Genomic DNA, 17,098 nt, shown 5'->3' with positions numbered 1-17,098 from the left:
CATTTATTAATCATAAAACTAATCTATGAAAACAAAACTACTCCTATTGCTTTTATTAGCAAATTTTTCTATTTATTCCCAAACCAATTTAGTCCCGAATGGAGATTTCGAAGACTGGTCTTCATCTTCGCAACCAGATAACTGGTTTCGTTTTTTTAGTGGTTTTGTTTCTCAAAGTGCAACAGCTCAAAATGGATCCTCAAGTACTAAAATGAAAATTACCGGATCAACAAACTTCATAAATAGTAAGACTTTTGCTGTACAGGCAAACAAAACCTATCGCGTTACTATGTATCATCGAGTTGCTTCAGGAACACTTTCTTCTGTTGAATTAAGTTTGTATCATCAACCCAATACTTTTAAAGAAAAATTTACTCAAATTAACGATATAACTTTTTCCACCTCTCAATGGAAAAAATTAGAGTTGGTCTATACATCAACAGTTGCTGAAAACATTGAGATTGATATATGGGCAACAGGAGTTACAGGTTCTGATATTTTGCTGGACAATGTTTCTGTTGTTGATATTAATGAACCTGTTGCGCAATACACGTTAATTCCGGATGTTAATTTCGAAAATAAACTGATTGATTTAGGTCTTGATTCAGGAATTGCTGACGGAAAAGTACTAACAGCAAATGTTGCATCACAGACATCATTAAATCTCTTTAATTCTGCGATTACTGATCTAACAGGAATTGAAGACTTCACATCATTAGAGATTTTAAAATGCGATAAAAACCAATTAGCAAGTATAAATATTAGTCAAAATACAAAGCTAACCGATTTGGACGTTGCAGAAAATCAATTAACTATCTTAGACATTACCTCAAATGTCTTATTAAGAAATCTTGATTGCCAAAAAAATCAAATAATCAACTTAAACATTGGTAATAATACTTTATTAAAAAAGTTAAATTGTGGGGAAAATAGCCTAACCAGTCTAAACATATCAAACAATACCCTTTTAACCTCTTTGGGCTGTCATTATAATAAAATCACTAGTTTAAATCTTTCTGAGAACCTGTTACTTACGGAATTTGTGTGTGTTGGCAACAAACTTACTGCTATTGATGTCTCAAAAAATCCTGAGTTGAATATATTTGATTGCTATGAAAATCAAATTACAAGTATTGACATCTCAAAAAATTCAAAAATTACCGAATTTGATTGTAACGACAATCAGTTAACTTATTTGAGTGTAAAGAATGGAAATAACATCAATTTTAAGCTATACTATACTAACTTCAGCAACAATTCAAATCTTACTTGTATACTAGTAGACGATGTTGATTATTCAAATGCTACGTGGTCTGCTAAAAAAGATCTGACAGCTTTATTTTCAACAAATTGTTCCACATTAGGCATACAAGATTCTGCTTTTAATAAAGCCGTTTTATACCCAAACCCAACTAAAGGTGAAGTAAACATTAATAACATCGCTTTAGAAAAAGCAACTGTTTACAATTCATCAGGACAATTGGTAAAAACATTTACGCTTAATTCAGCTAATACTAATAATACAATAAACTTATCCGGTTTACCAAAAGGAGTTTATTATGTATACCTAATTAATCAGGATGCGGCTTCGGCCAAGAAAGTTATTGTTGAATAATTATAAATTTAATTAAAGTAAAAATCCCATTTTCGATATACTGAAAATGGGACTTTTTATGTTTTAAAATATTCACTAAAGTACTTCTTCGCAAGTAAAAACCTCTTTTAAGCGAACACCTTTGTCTGTATGTTCAACCGTTATAATTTGATTGTGTGCGTCGTGTTCTAAAAACAAATAATAATTATTATCTGCTGCTGCGTTCAGGAATTTTGATTTTTCCGGCATTGTCAGTAATGGTCGGGTGTCATAACCCATAACATATGGTAACGGAATATGTCCGGCTGTTGCCAATAAATCAGCACAAAAAACGATCGTTTTATCATTATATTGAATGTGCGGAATCATCTGCTTTTCGGTATGACCATCAACATAATAAATTCCGAAATTCATTTCCTCAGAAAAGCCAAAATCACTTTCAGGACGTTTTATAAAATTCAATTGTCCGCTTTCCTGCATGGGCAGAATATTTTCTGATAAAAAAGAAGCTTTTTCACGAGCGTTAGGTTTTGTTGCCCATTCCCAATGATTTTCATTTGTCCAGAATGTAGCATTTTTAAAAGCTGGCTCATAAAAAGTTTTATCAGAGTTCCACTGCACACTCCCTCCGCAATGGTCAAAATGTAAATGCGTCATAAAAACATCCGTAATATCATCTCGTTGAAAACCATATTTGGCTAATGATTTATCGATAGAATGCGATCCCCAAAGCGAGTAATAGCCAAAAAATTTCTCTGATTGTTTATCCCCCATTCCGGTATCAATTAAAATCAGACGATTTCCATCTTCAATAAGTAAACAACGAGCGGCAATATCAATTAAGTTATTGGCATCTGCAGGATTGGTTTTGTTCCAGATTGTTTTGGGCACAACTCCAAACATCGCGCCACCATCTAACTTAAAATTTCCGGATTCTATTGGGTATAATTTCATGACAATAAATTTCTAATATGGAAACAAAGCTAGGAAATCCAATCTCGTTATGCTAAAAATTTTCGTTTAAAACTTCTAATCAATTATTAAGAATATGTGATGATTGACAATATTTATATTCGAACATCGTGAAGTCTGATTTTCAAAATGCACATTATTATTGGAAACAGAAACAAAGTACTTTTTATTTACTTAAAATACTTCAACTATTACATTGTGATTTATTATATAACTATTATCTATTTTAACATTTGTTATAATAATGTGAAGCGTTATGGAAAAAGGTTTTTAAGTCGTATATTTGCAGATAATTTTATTTGAATATTGAAAGACAGCATTTTAAATGTAATAATTGAATTACGTTTTTAAAAGCAAATTCAAATAAAAGTAAAAACAAATACCATAAACAATGATAAAAGTTTCTGATACAGCCAAAAAGAAAATCATCGACTTGATGAAAGATGATGGTTTTGATGCCGCTATCGACTATGTAAGAGTAGGCGTTAAAAGTGGCGGATGCTCTGGTTTGTCATATGATTTAAAATTTGACAAAACCAAAGGCGACGACGATAAAATATTTGTAGACAACGACATAACAATTGCAGTTGAAAAAAAATCATTTCTATATTTAGCCGGAACAATACTTGAGTTCTCAGGTGGATTAAACGGAAAAGGTTTCGTGTTTAATAATCCAAATGCAAGCAGAACTTGTGGTTGCGGAGAATCATTTTCGCTATAAATAAAAGTCTAAAAGCAAAATTTAAACGCTTAAGAAACTCAATTTCTTAAGCGTTTTAAAAAACTAAAAAATGTCAAAATATACTGAAGACGATTTAAAAATCGAACTCGAAACTAAAGAATACGAATACGGATTTTATACCAATATTGAATCAGAGACGTTTCCTATTGGCTTAAATGAAGATATCGTAAGAGCTATTTCTCTTAAAAAAGAAGAACCGCAATGGATGACCGACTGGCGCATTGAGGCTTTTCGTGCCTGGAAAGAAATGATCGAACCGGAATGGGCAAATGTTCATTATGTAAAACCGGATTTTCAGGCAATATCATATTATTCAGCTCCAAAACAAGTAGATCCGACTAAAACCCTTGATGATGTAGATCCGGAACTTTTAGAAATGTATAAAAAGTTAGGTATCTCTGTCGATGAGCAAAAAATGATGAACAATGTCGCTATGGATATTGTTGTCGATTCTGTTTCTGTAGCTACTACTTTCAAAAAAACATTGGGAGAAAAAGGAATTATTTTCTGTCCGATTTCTGAAGCCATCAAAGAACACCCAGAATTAGTTCGTAAATATTTAGGAAGCGTTGTACCTCAAAAAGACAACTTCTACGCAGCATTAAACTCAGCAGTTTTCTCTGACGGAAGTTTCTGTTATATTCCAAAAGGCGTTCGTTGCCCTATGGAACTTTCAACTTATTTCAGAATCAATCAGGCAGGAACAGGACAATTCGAAAGAACTCTTGTTATCGCTGATGCCGGAAGTTATGTTTCATACCTGGAAGGATGTACAGCTCCAAGTCGTGACGAAAACCAATTGCACGCTGCTGTAGTTGAATTAATCGCTTTGGATGATGCTGAAATTAAATATTCTACCGTTCAAAACTGGTTCCCAGGAAACAAAGAAGGAAAAGGTGGAGTTTACAACTTCGTAACCAAAAGAGGTTTATGCGAAACAAACGCTAAAATTTCATGGACACAAGTAGAAACAGGTTCTGCTGTAACTTGGAAATATCCTTCTTGTGTGTTAAAAGGAGATAATTCGGTTGGTGAATTTTATTCAATCGCCGTTACCAATAATTACCAACAAGCCGATACAGGAACTAAAATGATCCATTTAGGGAAAAACACTAAATCGACCATTATTTCTAAAGGTATTTCGGCTGGTAAATCACAAAACAGTTACCGTGGATTAGTTCAGATTAGCCCAAGAGCTGAAAATGCAAGAAACTTTTCACAATGTGATTCTCTTTTAATGGGAAACAATTGCGGAGCTCATACTTTCCCTTATATCGAAAGTAAAAATCCATCGGCTAAAATAGAGCACGAAGCAACGACAAGTAAAATTGGAGAAGATCAGGTTTTCTACTGTAACCAAAGAGGTATTCCGACAGAAAAAGCGATTGCCTTAATTGTAAACGGTTTCAGTAAAGATGTATTGAACAAATTACCAATGGAATTTGCTGTTGAAGCTCAAAAATTATTAGAGATTTCTTTGGAAGGATCTGTTGGATAAAATTTGTTTCAAGTTTAAAGTTTCAAGTTGTTGGTTTGAACAAAAATGAAAATCTTGAATTAAAAAATAGACGTTATGGATTTACTTCTAAAAAATGTAAAGAAAAAAGACCTGCCAGTTTTAAAAGCTTTAGCAAAACGTCTTGATTTTGAAATTGAAGTGCAAGAGAAGCCATATAACCCTGAATTTGTGAAAGAAATTCTGGAAGCCGAACAAAGCATTAAAGATGGAAAAGGGATTAAAATAAATGCTGAAGATTTGAAAAATTTGTGGAAACAATGATTTCCATTGAGAGACATTAAGAATAAGTATTGATGGAAAACAAAAAAGTAATCATTTTAGGTTCATCCAGAAAAAACGGAAATACAACAAAAATTGTAGACGAGATTTCTAAAGAACATGGAATAGAGGTAATTAATTTGAGTGATTTTAATATTTCCTATTACGATTACGAAAGCAAAAACAGAGAAGATGATTTTTTCCCATTAATAAAAGGAATAATAGAAAATTACGATACTTTAATTTTTGCAACGCCCATATATTGGTATAATATGAGCGGTATCATGAAGGTTTTCTTTGATCGTATTTCGGATTTAATCCGAATTGAAAAAGAAACCGGGAGAAAACTTAGAGGAAAGAAAATTGGCGTGATATCAAATTCACATGACAATGAAATTGAAGAAAGTTTTTACATTCCGTTCAAAAAAACAGCCGATTATTTAGGCATGGAATATTTAGGACACGCGCATTTTAATGCCAACATCCTAAACCAAACAACAAAAATAGAATTGACATTTATATAAAATAAAAAAAAACAATGTTATCAATAAAAAACCTTCACGCCTCAATTGGTGATAAAGAAATCCTAAAAGGAATTAATATAGAAGTTAAAGCTGGCGAAGTACACGCTATCATGGGACCAAACGGTTCTGGAAAAAGTACACTTTCGGCTGTAATTGCCGGAAACGAAAACTATGAGGTTACTGATGGAGCTGTTTTCCTTGACGGAGAAGATCTTGCTGATCTTGCTCCTGAAGAAAGAGCACATAAAGGAGTTTTCCTTTCGTTTCAATATCCTGTAGAAATTCCCGGAGTTAGCGTTACTAACTTTATGAAAACTGCTATCAACGAAACTCGTAAAGCAAATGGTCAGGCTGAAATGCCTGCGAACGAAATGCTGAAAGTAATTCGTGAGAAATCTGAATTATTAGAAATCGACCGTAAATTTTTATCCCGTTCTTTAAACGAAGGTTTTTCTGGTGGAGAGAAAAAAAGAAACGAGATTTTTCAAATGGCAATGTTAGAACCAAAATTAGCCATCCTTGACGAAACCGATTCTGGTCTTGATATCGATGCTTTAAGAATTGTTGCTAACGGAGTTAACAAATTAAAAAGCGAGAAAAACGCAATTATTGTAATCACACACTACCAACGTTTGCTGGATTATATCGTTCCGGATTTCGTTCACGTTCTTTACAACGGAAGAATCGTAAAATCAGGTGGAAAAGAATTGGCTTACGAATTGGAAGAAAAAGGATACGACTGGATTAAAGCAGAGAACTAAAAAACAGTCTATAAAGTCGAAAGTCATAAAGTCAAAAGTAAATTATGAGTAAATTCAGTTCTTTCGAAGAAATAAATTCTTGGAAAAAATCGAGAATTTTCAACAAAAGAATATATCTGATTACTGAAAACTCCAGTTTCAAAAAAGACTTTGATTTTGTTAGACAAATTAGAAGAGCATCAATTTCTATATCATCAAATATAGCTGAAGGTTTTGAAAGAAATACAGACAAAGAGTTTATCTACTTTTTATATGTAGCAAAAGCTTCAGCAGGAGAAGTTCGTTCTCAATTATATTTAGCATTTGATTTAGAATATATTATTAAAGAGGAATTTGAAATACTTTTAGAATCGATAACAGAAATATCGAAGCTATTAAGCGGTTTCATTAAATATTTAAGTCAAAAGTCATAAAGTTCCATGTTGTAAAGTTTACAACTTTCAACTTCAATTAATTAATGACGTTTTGCAAAATTGTCGACAATCTAAAGCCTTTTGACTTTCGACTTTCGACTTTAAGACTAAAAAAGAACAATGGATTTAAAAGAAAAATTAGTATCGTCTTTTATGGCTTTTGAAGAGCGTGTCGATGTACATTCAGATTTACATGATATTCGCACCAATGCCTTAAAAAACTTTGAAAATAAAGGTTTCCCAACCAAAAAAGAAGAAGCTTGGAAATATACATCGCTAAATGCCATCTTAAAAAATGACTTTACGGTTTTTCCAAAAGCAGAGAATGCAATCGAATTTAATCAGGTAAAAAAATACTTTTTACATGAAATTGACACTTATAAATTAGTGTTTATCGATGGCGTTTTTAGTTCGCATTTGTCTTCTACTACGCATGACGGAATCGACGTTTGCCTAATGTCATCGGCATTGACCAAACCAAAATATAAAATGGTAATTGATACTTACTTCAATCAAATTGCAAGCAAAGACGAAAGTTTGACTACGTTGAATACTGCATTTGCAAGTGAAGGAGCTTTTATCAATATTCCTAAAAAGAAAGTAGCAGATAAACCTATTGAGATTATGTATTTCTCAACAGGAAATGAAGCAGCTTTAATGGTTCAGCCAAGAAATTTAGTTATTGTGGGTGAAAATTCACATGTTCAAATTATCGAGCGTCACCAAAGTTTGAATGAAAATCCTGTTTTAACCAATTCGGTTACAGAGATTTTTGCTCAAAAACGTGCCATTATTGATTATTACAAAATTCAAAACGACAATAGCGAAGCGAACTTAGTTGACAACACTTATGTTTCTCAACAACAAGAAAGCCACGCATCTGTACACACATTCTCATTTGGAGGAAACCTGACCCGTAACAACTTAAACTTTTATCATTATGGTGAAAGATTAACAAGTACGCTTAACGGAATTACTATTCTAAGTGATAAACAACACGTTGATCATTATACTTTAGTAAAACATTCAACGCCAAATTGTGAAAGTTTCCAGGATTATAAAGGAATTTTTTCTGATCGCTCAACAGGGGTTTTCAACGGAAAAGTATTGGTAGAAAGAGAAGCTCAAAAAACAAATGCTTTCCAAAAAAGCAATAATATTTTATTGAGTGACAAAGCTACTATTAACGCAAAACCACAATTAGAAATTTTTGCTGATGATGTTAAATGTTCTCACGGTTGTACCATAGGACAATTAGATGAAACAGCAATGTTCTACATGCAATCACGCGGAATCCCTAAAAAAGAAGCTAAAGCTTTATTAATGTACGCATTTTCAAATGCTGTTATCGAAAGCATAAAAATACCGGAATTAAAACAACGTATTACTAAAATCATTGCCATGAAATTAGGCGTGAATTTAGGATTTGATTTGTAATAAGCTTAACCGCAAGGTTCGCTAAGATTTACGCAAGGTTCGCAAAGTTTTTATATAAGCTTTGCGAACTTTGCGGTTTTATATCCTTGCTCCTGATAGTTTATCGGGATTGCGCATCAGTTTTCTTTTCTTACGTAAACCCATGAATCTAGATTATTAAGCTTAGCAATTATTTCATCAGAAAGAAAACATTTTTCTTCTACTTCAGAAAAATTAATATCTGCTAAAACCTCTGCTGTTACATCACTAATATTTTCAAAATCGTCACTATTAGGCTCTCTGTCCAGATAATAAATCACAGTTAGTTTTCATAATCCTTCAAATCTAACCGCAATAGCTCTAATTTTCAGGATATATCATTCCTAATAGTGCTTTTTGAATTGACAATAATACAATTCTTCTTATTTCAAGATATTCCATTAGATTATTTCTTCACACTATCAATTATCCCCTTCAAAAACTCATTAAAATCAAATCCCTGATCATCTTCTTTCAGTCCCATTCGTACAATTACCATATCAAGAGACGGAATAATAGCCACCATTTGCCCTTGATATCCCATACAGTAAAACATATCACGAGGCACATCCGGAAATTTGCCTCCTGCATTCAGCCAAAATTGCGCTCCATATTTTCCGTCAGATGTATTCGTAGGCGTTGCCGTATATTTTACCCAGCTTTCATCAAGGATTTGTTCTCCGTTCCAGTTTCCTTTATGCAAGTATAATAATCCAAATTTTGACCAATCACGAGCTGTTGCCCACGCATATGATGACCCTACAAAAGTTCCTGCCATATCTTGTTCGACAATCATCGAATTCATTCCAATTTTATCGATTACTGCACCATACCAAAAATCAAGATATTCCTGTTGGGTCTTAAACTGACTTTTTAAAATTCCCGATAATAAGTTTGATGTTCCGGAAGAATAATTCCAATGAGTATCGGGTTTAAATTCTGCCGGTTTTTCGCGTTGTATTTTTGCCATATCTCCGGATTGAAAAAGCATTATTGTGGCATCACAAATTTTGCTGTAATTCTCTTCCCATTCTAAACCGGAATTCATGTGCAGCAAATCATTTATCGTGATAATTTTACGTTCATCATTTTTCCATTCGGCGATTGGTGCAGGTTTATAAATATCGATTTTTCCTTGTTTTGATAAAACTCCAAAAGCAGAATTCACGATACTCTTTGTCATCGACCACCCTAAAATTTTACTCTCTTTATTAAAACCTGTATCATATTGTTCTACAATCAATTTATCTTTATACAAAACCACAACGGCACGTGTACGCTTTGCTTTTCCTCCTTTTTTATCAAATGAATCATCGACTGCTTTTTTTAATTTCGAATAATCAACATTGGAAAACAATGTGTCTTTTGGTTCATTATTCCCATACGGAAAAGCTAGATTATTTATCAATTTGGTTCGTTTTGGAAGCAAATATGGTTTCGTAATATCGTAATCATCATCAATTAAAGTAGCACCTAAACCTTCACGATAAATTGCTTTTCTTTCTTTTAAACCGTAAACCGAAGATGTCGCAAATTTTCCGGCTTCATCGATTGTATTAGTCGCTAATTCCATTAAGGGAATATCATTATCGCTTTTCTCTATTAATTCTTTCGATCTATGATCTAAAAAATGCCCCGAAGCAATACTTTTGGCCGAGAAGCCGGAAATTAATTCCAGCTTTGGATAAGTGGTAAATCCAAAATAAAAAACTACAATCAGTATAACAAGCGCAAGTAATTTGATGATTTTTTTCATATTCTTTACAAGATAATTTTACTGCAATATAAATAATTTATGCGCAACAATTTAACATCTATTTCACATTGTGAATTCGACATAATTTACAAAACACAATTAATTTTGCAGAATCAATATTTACACCTTCGACTGATAGTATCATAAAAGGAAATTATAGTTTTGATGGGTAAACCAATTTAGTTTTAGTACTTTTGTAAATAGAATTTTTCTAAATAAGACATGTTAGACATCCAAAAAATAAGAGCTGAATTTCCGATACTTTCGGAAAAAGTAAACGGAAAACCTTTGGTATATTTCGATAACGGAGCAACCTCGCAAAAACCACAAATTGTGATCGATGCCGAGGCGAAATATTATCAGGAAATAAACGCGAATATTCATCGCGGCGTTCACACATTAAGTCAATTAGCAACTGACGCATATGAGATTTCAAGGGTAAAAATCCAACATCATATTAATGCTAAGTTTTCTCACGAAGTACTTTTTACTTCCGGAACAACTCACGGAATTAATTTAGTTACTAACGGTTTTGCTTCTATTTTAAAACCTGGTGACGAAGTAATTGTTTCTTCTTTAGAACATCATAGTAATATTGTACCCTGGCAAATGTTGTGTGAGAAAACCGGAGCAACTCTTAGAGTTATTCCGATGAACGAGGATGGTGAATTGATTATGGAAGCTTTTGAAGCTTTACTTTCAGAAAAAACCAAAGTCGTAACCGTAAATCATATTTCAAACGCATTAGGAATTATAAATCCTATCAAATATATCATTGAAAAAGCACACGCTGTTGGCGCTGCAGTTTTAATTGATGGCGCGCAGGCAGTTCCGCATTTAAAACCTGACGTTCAGGATTTAGATTGTGATTTCTATGCTTTTTCAGGACACAAAATGTGCGGTCCCACAGGAACCGGAATTTTATATGGTAAAGAAGAGTGGCTTAACAAACTTCCTCCCTATCAAGGTGGTGGAGAAATGATTAAAGAAGTTACTTTCGAGAAAACGACTTATGCTGATCTTCCTCATAAATTTGAAGCCGGAACACCAAATATCGCCGGTGGAATTGTTTTAGGAACAGCTGTTGATTATTTAAACAATATTGGTTTTCATAATATTCAAAAGCAAGAAGAAAAATTATTAGAACACGCTACAAAACGTTTATTGGAAATTGAAGGTTTGAAAATTTACGGAACCGGAAAAAATAAAGCTTCTGTAGTTTCGTTTAATATCGATGGGATTCATCCTTATGATATTGGTTCAATTATTGACAAATTAGGAATTGCAGTTAGAACAGGGCACCATTGTGCTCAGCCTATTATGACCTTTTTCTGTATTCCCGGAACCATTCGTGCTTCATTTTCTTTCTACAATACTATAGAAGAAATTGATGTAATGATTGAAGCGGTTAAGAAGGCGAAAACCATGTTAAGTTAAAAAACAAATTATGAGAATATTATCTTTATTACTGCTTACTATTATTATTGGAACGAGCTGTTCAAGCCAAAAAGCAAACGATATGACGGCAATACAAATGGAATATTCTGCGGTTTCTCGTGGTTTTTACAAAAAGGTAATTGTTGAAAATAAGACAGTTTCTGTTATCAATGGAAAAAATACTGAACCGGTTAAAACCAAAATAAGCGATGCAAAATGGAAACAGATTGTAGCCGAATTTTCAAAAATTAATGTTGAAAGTATTCCAACTTTAAAAGCTCCAACTGAAAAACGTTTTTATGACGGTGCTGCCATTGGAAATTTAAAGGTGGTTCAGAATCAAAAAACATATGAAACGCAAGGTTTCGACAATGGTTATCCTCCAAAGGAAATAGAAAAATTAGTAAATTTACTTGTTGATTTTACGAAAGAATAATTATGACAATAAAAGAGATACAAAACGAAATAATAGACGAATTCTCGATGTTTGATGATTGGATGCAACGTTATGAATACATCATCGAACTGGGAAAAAGTCTTCCGTTAATCAAAGAAGAATACAAGACAGAAGAGAATTTAATCAAAGGCTGTCAATCAAAAGTTTGGCTGCAGGGTGAACAAAATGATGATAAAATTGTATTTACTGCAGATAGTGATGCAATTTTAACAAAAGGAATTATTGCCATTTTAATCCGTGCTTTCTCTAATCAAAAAGCAGCAGATATTATAAATGCCGACACTCAGTTTATTGACGACATTGGATTAAAAGAACATTTGTCTGCCACTCGTGCAAATGGATTGGTTTCGATGATTAAAAATATCAAAATGTACGCTTTGGCTTTTGACGCAAAAAATAAGAATTAAATTTCTTTCGCCACGAATTTCACGAATTATCACGAATTTTTAAGACAAATACTTATTCGCGAAATTTGTGAAATTCGTGGCAAAAAAACAAAAACAAAAAAATATGGAACAAGAAATAGACACAAACGAATTAGGAGAATCAATTGTAAAAGTTTTAAAAAGCATTTATGATCCAGAGATTCCTGTTGATATTTATGAATTAGGGTTGATTTATGACGTAATGGTAAATACTGATTACGAAGTAAAAATCCTGATGACATTAACCTCTCCAAACTGCCCGGTTGCGGAAAGTTTACCAAGAGAAGTGGAAGAAAAAGTAAAAACAATCGAAAACATTAAAGATGTTGATGTTGAGATTACTTTCGATCCGCCCTGGAGTAAAGATTTAATGAGTGAAGAAGCAAAATTAGAATTAGGAATGCTTTAATAAAATTTGTTTCAAGTTTCAGGTTTCACGTTCCAGCAACTTGAAACCTGAAACTTGAAACTAACTTTTCATATGGAAGAAATTATCAATAAAGTTGCCAATAGTGCCTTAGAAGTTTTTGATCTTGAGGATTATTATCCAAAAGGAATGCGTGTACAAATTGACATTTCGCAATGGCTTTTAGAAGGTTTTCTATTAAAAGAAAAAGACTTTAGAGAACATTTAAAAAATCACGATTGGTCACAATATCAAGATCAATATGTAGCGATAAATTGCAGTACAGATGCAATCGTTCCTGCCTGGTCTTCGATTTTAGTTGCGATTCAATTAGCACCTTACGCAAAAAAAGTCGTTAACGGGACAATAGAAGATTTAGATGCCTCTTTATATGAAGAGCTTTTAAGCAATCTTGATTATTCAGAATACAAAGGCAAACCTGTTATTATAAAAGGCTGTTCAAAAAAGCCAGTTCCAACACGAGCCTATATTTTAGCCGCAACTTATCTACAGCCTTTTGCAAGAAGTATTATGTACGGAGAAGCTTGTTCAGCAGTACCTTTATACAAAGAAGCTAAGAAATAACTTTCTTTTAGAGTCAATAATCCCAATCCTTATAACGGTTTTTAGTATATTTGTTCTTACACATTTAAACTATATACCATGAGAAAGCTAACGTTATTACTTTTTATTTTAGCGAACTTAACTTTTGTTCAAGCCCAAAATTCAGAAAAAGAATTAATTCAGAATACGGAGAAAGCAGTAAAGAAAATAAACGATACGATTGAAGATGAAGGCTGGAAAGCAAAAGGAACAGTTTCTCTTTTACTAAACCAATCGAGCTTCAACAATTGGATTGCCGGTGGTGAAGACAGTTTCTCAGGAACGTTGGGAATCAACTACGATTTCAATTACAAAAAAGACGATGTTACCTGGGATAATAAAGTTCTGGCTTCTTACGGGCTTTTACAAACTAAAAATGCCGACTATGAAAAAAAGACTGATGACCGTTTGGAATTCAATTCAATTGTAGGTAAAAGAGCTTTCGGTCAATGGTATTATTCTTATTTCCTGAATTTCAGAACTCAATTTTCAACAGGTTATTTGTATGGAAAAGATGAGAACGGAAAAGAAATCAGAACAGAAAATACACAATTCATGTCTCCGGGTTATCTCACGACCGGTCCCGGTATTTACTGGACAAAAGACGATAATTTAAAAATAAACTTTGCTCCATTAACCTCCAAATTCACTTTTGTTGACGGTGCTTATACAGCCGGAATCGATCAGGCGACTGGCTTACCGTATGTTGATGGCGATTATTTTGGTGTAGATGCTAATAAAACTATGCGCTATGAATTGGGTTTCTATGCTTCTGTTTATTACAAATTAGCGATAATGACAAACGTAACTGCAGAAAATACCTTGAATCTTTATTCTAATTATTTAGAAGATCCACAAAATGTAGATATCAATTACTCGCTAAACATTATCATGAAAGTGAATAAATTTTTATCTGCTAATTTATCTTTTCAGACGATTTATGATGATAATGCTTTTAGTGGTTTTCAAACCAGGGAAGTTTTTGGTTTAGGGATTAATTTTGGATTCTAAAATCAATTATACTTTACCGCAAACGGAAGGTTTTTTTACTGCGCTCAAATAATAGCGCAAAGACGCAAGGACGCAAAGATTACATTATGGATGACTTGTGCATCTTAGCAAAATTAATCCTACTAACACAAGCTTAAAGCTTTGATAATCTGCGTCTTTTCGAGATTAAAACATTTCAGTTTACAAATTAAATGAATAAACATAAGAGCAAGCAAATACCTTTTTATATCGGCTTTATAAAAAACAAAGTTCGCAAAGCTATATAGATTTAGCTTTGCGAACTTTTTGTTTTATGAAGATATTTAATATAATCTTAGCGCTCTTTGCGGTAAATTAATTTATTCCTGCTCCTCTTCTTCTTCTTCTTTTTCGATTGCATCTTTATAATCAGGATACAAAAACTTATTGTAAGGAAATCTGGTGATATGAATCTGACGAACTGCTTCGTAAACTACTTCTCTGAATTCCTCAAAGTTTTCTTTTTGCGTAGCCGAAATAAATAATGCCTTACTCTGCCCAACATTGCTCATCCAGGTTTGTTTCCATTCCTCAAGCGTGTAATGTTTTCTTGTCTTTTCAGTAATCAAATCATCTTCGTCAATTGTCAAATGTTTATAGGCGTCAATTTTATTAAAAACCATAATTGTTGGTTTATCATTACTTTTGATTTCTAACAAAGTCTTATTTACAGACTCAATATGATCTTCAAAATCAGGATGCGAAATATCTACTACATGCAATAGCAAATCGGCTTCACGAACCTCATCAAGTGTACTTTTAAAAGAATCTACCAATTGTGTCGGCAATTTTCTAATAAAACCTACTGTGTCTGAAAGCAGGAAAGGCAAGTTTTTAATCACCACTTTTCGAACCGTTGTATCAAGAGTTGCGAATAATTTATTCTCAACAAAAACATCACTTTTACCAACTGCATTCATCAATGTCGATTTACCAACATTTGTATATCCTACGAGAGCCACACGAACCATTGCACCACGATTACTGCGTTGCACGCCCATTTGCTTGTCGATCGTTTTTATTTTCTCTTTTAAGAGTGCAATTCGGTCACGAACAATACGTCTGTCTGTTTCAATCTCAGTTTCTCCGGGTCCACGCATTCCAATACCCCCTTTTTGACGTTCAAGGTGAGTCCACATACCAGAAAGTCTAGGCAACAAATACTGACATTGCGCTAATTCTACCTGCGTTCTTGCATAAGATGTTTCAGCTCTTTGAGCAAAAATATCCAGGATAAGGTGCGTTCTGTCTAAGATTTTACAATCTATAATTTTAGATATATTTTTTTGTTGTGAAGGTGATAATTCATCATCAAAAACTAAAGTCGATATGTCGTTTTCTTTTACAAAAAGATTGATTTCTTCAATTTTCCCTGTTCCAACAAAAGTCTTCGGATTTGGGCGTTCCATTTTTTGAGAAAAGCGTTTGATAACTTCACCGCCTGCGGTAAAAGTCAAAAACTCTAATTCATCAAGATATTCGTTAAGTTTTTCTTCACTTTGATTTTGAGTTACGATACCAACAATGGCAGTTCTCTCAAAATTTATAATTTCTTTTTCTATCATAGCTTTGAATAAGGTGCAAATTTAATGATTTGTAAGGTACTAACGCTTATAGAATTTCTTTTTTAAGTTCTATTTAAAAAAAATAGTATTGCTATAAAAAACCAAACCATTTAGAACATTATGAATTGTTAGATTTTAATCTTTACAAAACTTAATTTCTAAATGGTTTCAAGTACCTAAAAAGAGTGAATTTTATTCGTAAATAAAAGTCTTTTCTGTTTTTACAATTCCGTTTTCTTCAATTTGAGAACAAGAAATTGGATAGTTTAATTTATTGTATTTAAACTTTCTGCTCACACCAACTAAAACTGTAGATGATGGACTAAAGTTCATTTCATTATTATAGGAGATCGCTTCGAAACTAAACTCTTCTTCATGATAAGAAATCATTGGAACGATAATTTTATAATTATCGCCAAACAAGCTTTGAACAATCAGTTGGTCAACAGATTTTTTATCATCAAAAGTATATGTTTTAGATATTTTATCTCCTACAAGACCTTTATGTTTTATTACATTGTCATTCACATAAACGTATTCAATTTTACCAATAATAGCTTTGTTTCTATCTCTTGATGTACGTCGAACTATGATTCCGTTTTCTACAATATATTCGATATCATCTACTAAATTCTGGTGATTTGTACTCTTTTTTGTAATTACTTTTACTCTTGCTCCTTCGTAGCCAAAAGTTACAGTTTTAGTAATATAGTCATTACCTTCCTGATATTTTTTAACGAATTTTGTAATGTTATTATCCACATCATAAGTATAGTTTACAACTTCTTTCCAGTCGCTTCCAATCTTATCTTTGACGGTCATGTCAAGCAATCCTTTTGTATTGTAAAAAAAATGCTGAACAACATCAGATGTGGTAATTGTTTGTATTTTTCCGTCTTTAAAAACAACCGTTTTATTTACAATTTCGCCATCTTTTGAGTTTTGGTAATTTGTTTTTACAATATTGATTTGTTTTAATCTAACAGGTGCATTTTGATCCTGACTGTGCAACAAGCATGGAAAAACCATCATCATGATGGCAATAAAGTAGGTTTTCATATTTTTGTATCGATTTGGGGTGACCAAAATACAAAATTCAATCAAATTTTAACAGTTTAAATCTCAAAAACAATATACTATTAAATTATCATCTAAAAATCAGCACTTTAATTTCATTTTTAA

The 17,098-nt window shown here is 32.7% G+C and carries 18 protein-coding genes; 14 read left to right on the top strand and 4 right to left on the bottom strand.

Features of this window, described 5'->3' with window-relative positions; genetic code table 11:
- The first annotated feature begins 25 nt into the window (after positions 1 to 25).
- Complete coding sequence (locus tag ACHRVX_RS08775) at positions 26 to 1,615, top strand: T9SS type A sorting domain-containing protein (RefSeq protein ID WP_395331302.1); 1,590 nt, start codon at positions 26 to 28, stop codon at positions 1,613 to 1,615.
- 75 nt (positions 1,616 to 1,690) lie between these two features.
- Here ACHRVX_RS08775 and ACHRVX_RS08770 read toward each other — a convergent pair whose 3' ends face one another.
- Positions 1,691 to 2,548 carry an MBL fold metallo-hydrolase gene (locus tag ACHRVX_RS08770; RefSeq protein ID WP_395331299.1) on the bottom strand — a complete coding sequence of 286 codons (858 nt, stop codon included), beginning with the start codon at positions 2,546 to 2,548 and terminating at the stop codon, positions 1,691 to 1,693.
- Positions 2,549 to 2,957: 409 nt separating this feature from the next.
- Here ACHRVX_RS08770 and ACHRVX_RS08765 point away from each other — a divergent pair, with 409 nt between their 5' ends.
- The 7 genes from ACHRVX_RS08765 (at position 2,958) to sufD (ending at position 8,220) form a co-directional block, all read left to right on the top strand.
- Complete coding sequence (locus tag ACHRVX_RS08765) at positions 2,958 to 3,287, top strand: iron-sulfur cluster assembly accessory protein (RefSeq protein ID WP_089350107.1); 330 nt, start codon at positions 2,958 to 2,960, stop codon at positions 3,285 to 3,287.
- A gap of 70 nt (positions 3,288 to 3,357) precedes the next feature.
- On the top strand, positions 3,358 to 4,806 hold the full coding sequence (sufB, locus tag ACHRVX_RS08760) for a Fe-S cluster assembly protein SufB (protein WP_395331296.1): 1,449 nt from the start codon (positions 3,358 to 3,360) through the stop codon (positions 4,804 to 4,806).
- Positions 4,807 to 4,881: 75 nt separating this feature from the next.
- Positions 4,882 to 5,088: a DUF2683 family protein gene (locus tag ACHRVX_RS08755; RefSeq protein ID WP_395331295.1), complete on the top strand. Its 207-nt coding sequence runs from the start codon at positions 4,882 to 4,884 to the stop codon at positions 5,086 to 5,088.
- 32 nt (positions 5,089 to 5,120) lie between these two features.
- The gene (locus ACHRVX_RS08750; protein WP_395331293.1) at positions 5,121 to 5,609 is read left to right on the top strand and encodes a flavodoxin family protein; all 489 of its coding nucleotides are present in this window, start codon (positions 5,121 to 5,123) and stop codon (positions 5,607 to 5,609) included.
- A 14-nt stretch (positions 5,610 to 5,623) separates the two neighbouring features.
- Positions 5,624 to 6,370: a Fe-S cluster assembly ATPase SufC gene (sufC, locus tag ACHRVX_RS08745; RefSeq protein ID WP_132032515.1), complete on the top strand. Its 747-nt coding sequence runs from the start codon at positions 5,624 to 5,626 to the stop codon at positions 6,368 to 6,370.
- Positions 6,371 to 6,414: 44 nt separating this feature from the next.
- Entirely contained in the window at positions 6,415 to 6,783 is a 369-nt protein-coding gene (locus ACHRVX_RS08740) for a four helix bundle protein (protein ID WP_395331290.1), read from the top strand.
- Positions 6,784 to 6,903: 120 nt separating this feature from the next.
- Positions 6,904 to 8,220: a Fe-S cluster assembly protein SufD gene (sufD, locus tag ACHRVX_RS08735; RefSeq protein ID WP_395331288.1), complete on the top strand. Its 1,317-nt coding sequence runs from the start codon at positions 6,904 to 6,906 to the stop codon at positions 8,218 to 8,220.
- A gap of 424 nt (positions 8,221 to 8,644) precedes the next feature.
- Here sufD and ACHRVX_RS08730 read toward each other — a convergent pair whose 3' ends face one another.
- Complete coding sequence (locus ACHRVX_RS08730; protein ID WP_395331285.1) at positions 8,645 to 9,994, bottom strand: serine hydrolase domain-containing protein; 1,350 nt, start codon at positions 9,992 to 9,994, stop codon at positions 8,645 to 8,647.
- A 222-nt stretch (positions 9,995 to 10,216) separates the two neighbouring features.
- Between ACHRVX_RS08730 and ACHRVX_RS08725 the strand changes: the two genes are divergently transcribed.
- The 6 genes from ACHRVX_RS08725 to ACHRVX_RS08700 all read left to right on the top strand — a co-directional run bounded on the left by ACHRVX_RS08725 (position 10,217) and on the right by ACHRVX_RS08700 (position 14,333).
- On the top strand, positions 10,217 to 11,431 hold the full coding sequence (locus tag ACHRVX_RS08725) for an aminotransferase class V-fold PLP-dependent enzyme (RefSeq protein WP_395331283.1): 1,215 nt from the start codon (positions 10,217 to 10,219) through the stop codon (positions 11,429 to 11,431).
- Positions 11,432 to 11,441: 10 nt separating this feature from the next.
- Positions 11,442 to 11,867 carry a hypothetical protein gene (locus tag ACHRVX_RS08720; protein ID WP_395331281.1) on the top strand — a complete coding sequence of 142 codons (426 nt, stop codon included), beginning with the start codon at positions 11,442 to 11,444 and terminating at the stop codon, positions 11,865 to 11,867.
- 2 nt (positions 11,868 to 11,869) lie between these two features.
- The gene (locus ACHRVX_RS08715; RefSeq protein ID WP_395331279.1) at positions 11,870 to 12,295 is read left to right on the top strand and encodes a SufE family protein; all 426 of its coding nucleotides are present in this window, start codon (positions 11,870 to 11,872) and stop codon (positions 12,293 to 12,295) included.
- Positions 12,296 to 12,398: 103 nt separating this feature from the next.
- Positions 12,399 to 12,722, top strand: coding sequence for an SUF system Fe-S cluster assembly protein (locus ACHRVX_RS08710; protein ID WP_055097577.1), 324 nt, complete (start codon positions 12,399 to 12,401; stop codon positions 12,720 to 12,722).
- A gap of 72 nt (positions 12,723 to 12,794) precedes the next feature.
- On the top strand, positions 12,795 to 13,304 hold the full coding sequence (locus ACHRVX_RS08705; protein ID WP_395331276.1) for a DUF2480 family protein: 510 nt from the start codon (positions 12,795 to 12,797) through the stop codon (positions 13,302 to 13,304).
- A gap of 78 nt (positions 13,305 to 13,382) precedes the next feature.
- Positions 13,383 to 14,333, top strand: coding sequence for a DUF3078 domain-containing protein (locus ACHRVX_RS08700; RefSeq protein WP_395331275.1), 951 nt, complete (start codon positions 13,383 to 13,385; stop codon positions 14,331 to 14,333).
- Between the two features lie 338 nt (positions 14,334 to 14,671).
- On the opposite strand, the gene hflX is transcribed toward ACHRVX_RS08700, so the two are convergent.
- A complete protein-coding gene (gene hflX, locus ACHRVX_RS08695) occupies positions 14,672 to 15,916 on the bottom strand; it encodes a GTPase HflX (protein ID WP_395331273.1) in 1,245 nt (414 codons plus the stop codon).
- A 192-nt stretch (positions 15,917 to 16,108) separates the two neighbouring features.
- Positions 16,109 to 16,975: a hypothetical protein gene (locus ACHRVX_RS08690; protein ID WP_395331272.1), complete on the bottom strand. Its 867-nt coding sequence runs from the start codon at positions 16,973 to 16,975 to the stop codon at positions 16,109 to 16,111.
- Between the last annotated feature and the right edge of the window lie 123 nt (positions 16,976 to 17,098).

Origin of the sequence: Flavobacterium sp. FlaQc-47 (assembly GCF_044006475.1) — a bacterium.
Classification (GTDB): domain Bacteria; phylum Bacteroidota; class Bacteroidia; order Flavobacteriales; family Flavobacteriaceae; genus Flavobacterium.
This window is presented reverse-complemented; position numbering and strand designations above follow the sequence as displayed.

What these genes read in the sequence shown, in the direction of transcription:
- sufC (WP_132032515.1), top strand. Translation starts at nt 5,624, where the DNA reads ATGTTATCAATAAAAAACCTTCACGCCTCAATTGGTGATAAAGAAATC.
- ACHRVX_RS08740 (WP_395331290.1), top strand. Translation starts at nt 6,415, where the DNA reads ATGAGTAAATTCAGTTCTTTCGAAGAAATAAATTCTTGGAAAAAATCG.
- ACHRVX_RS08700 (WP_395331275.1), top strand. Translation starts at nt 13,383, where the DNA reads ATGAGAAAGCTAACGTTATTACTTTTTATTTTAGCGAACTTAACTTTT.
- ACHRVX_RS08715 (WP_395331279.1), top strand. Translation starts at nt 11,870, where the DNA reads ATGACAATAAAAGAGATACAAAACGAAATAATAGACGAATTCTCGATG.
- hflX (WP_395331273.1), bottom strand. Translation starts at nt 15,916, where the DNA reads ATGATAGAAAAAGAAATTATAAATTTTGAGAGAACTGCCATTGTTGGT.
- ACHRVX_RS08705 (WP_395331276.1), top strand. Translation starts at nt 12,795, where the DNA reads ATGGAAGAAATTATCAATAAAGTTGCCAATAGTGCCTTAGAAGTTTTT.
- ACHRVX_RS08765 (WP_089350107.1), top strand. Translation starts at nt 2,958, where the DNA reads ATGATAAAAGTTTCTGATACAGCCAAAAAGAAAATCATCGACTTGATG.
- ACHRVX_RS08710 (WP_055097577.1), top strand. Translation starts at nt 12,399, where the DNA reads ATGGAACAAGAAATAGACACAAACGAATTAGGAGAATCAATTGTAAAA.
- ACHRVX_RS08775 (WP_395331302.1), top strand. Translation starts at nt 26, where the DNA reads ATGAAAACAAAACTACTCCTATTGCTTTTATTAGCAAATTTTTCTATT.
- ACHRVX_RS08755 (WP_395331295.1), top strand. Translation starts at nt 4,882, where the DNA reads ATGGATTTACTTCTAAAAAATGTAAAGAAAAAAGACCTGCCAGTTTTA.
- sufB (WP_395331296.1), top strand. Translation starts at nt 3,358, where the DNA reads ATGTCAAAATATACTGAAGACGATTTAAAAATCGAACTCGAAACTAAA.
- sufD (WP_395331288.1), top strand. Translation starts at nt 6,904, where the DNA reads ATGGATTTAAAAGAAAAATTAGTATCGTCTTTTATGGCTTTTGAAGAG.
- ACHRVX_RS08730 (WP_395331285.1), bottom strand. Translation starts at nt 9,994, where the DNA reads ATGAAAAAAATCATCAAATTACTTGCGCTTGTTATACTGATTGTAGTT.
- ACHRVX_RS08720 (WP_395331281.1), top strand. Translation starts at nt 11,442, where the DNA reads ATGAGAATATTATCTTTATTACTGCTTACTATTATTATTGGAACGAGC.
- ACHRVX_RS08690 (WP_395331272.1), bottom strand. Translation starts at nt 16,975, where the DNA reads ATGAAAACCTACTTTATTGCCATCATGATGATGGTTTTTCCATGCTTG.
- ACHRVX_RS08750 (WP_395331293.1), top strand. Translation starts at nt 5,121, where the DNA reads ATGGAAAACAAAAAAGTAATCATTTTAGGTTCATCCAGAAAAAACGGA.
- ACHRVX_RS08770 (WP_395331299.1), bottom strand. Translation starts at nt 2,548, where the DNA reads ATGAAATTATACCCAATAGAATCCGGAAATTTTAAGTTAGATGGTGGC.
- ACHRVX_RS08725 (WP_395331283.1), top strand. Translation starts at nt 10,217, where the DNA reads ATGTTAGACATCCAAAAAATAAGAGCTGAATTTCCGATACTTTCGGAA.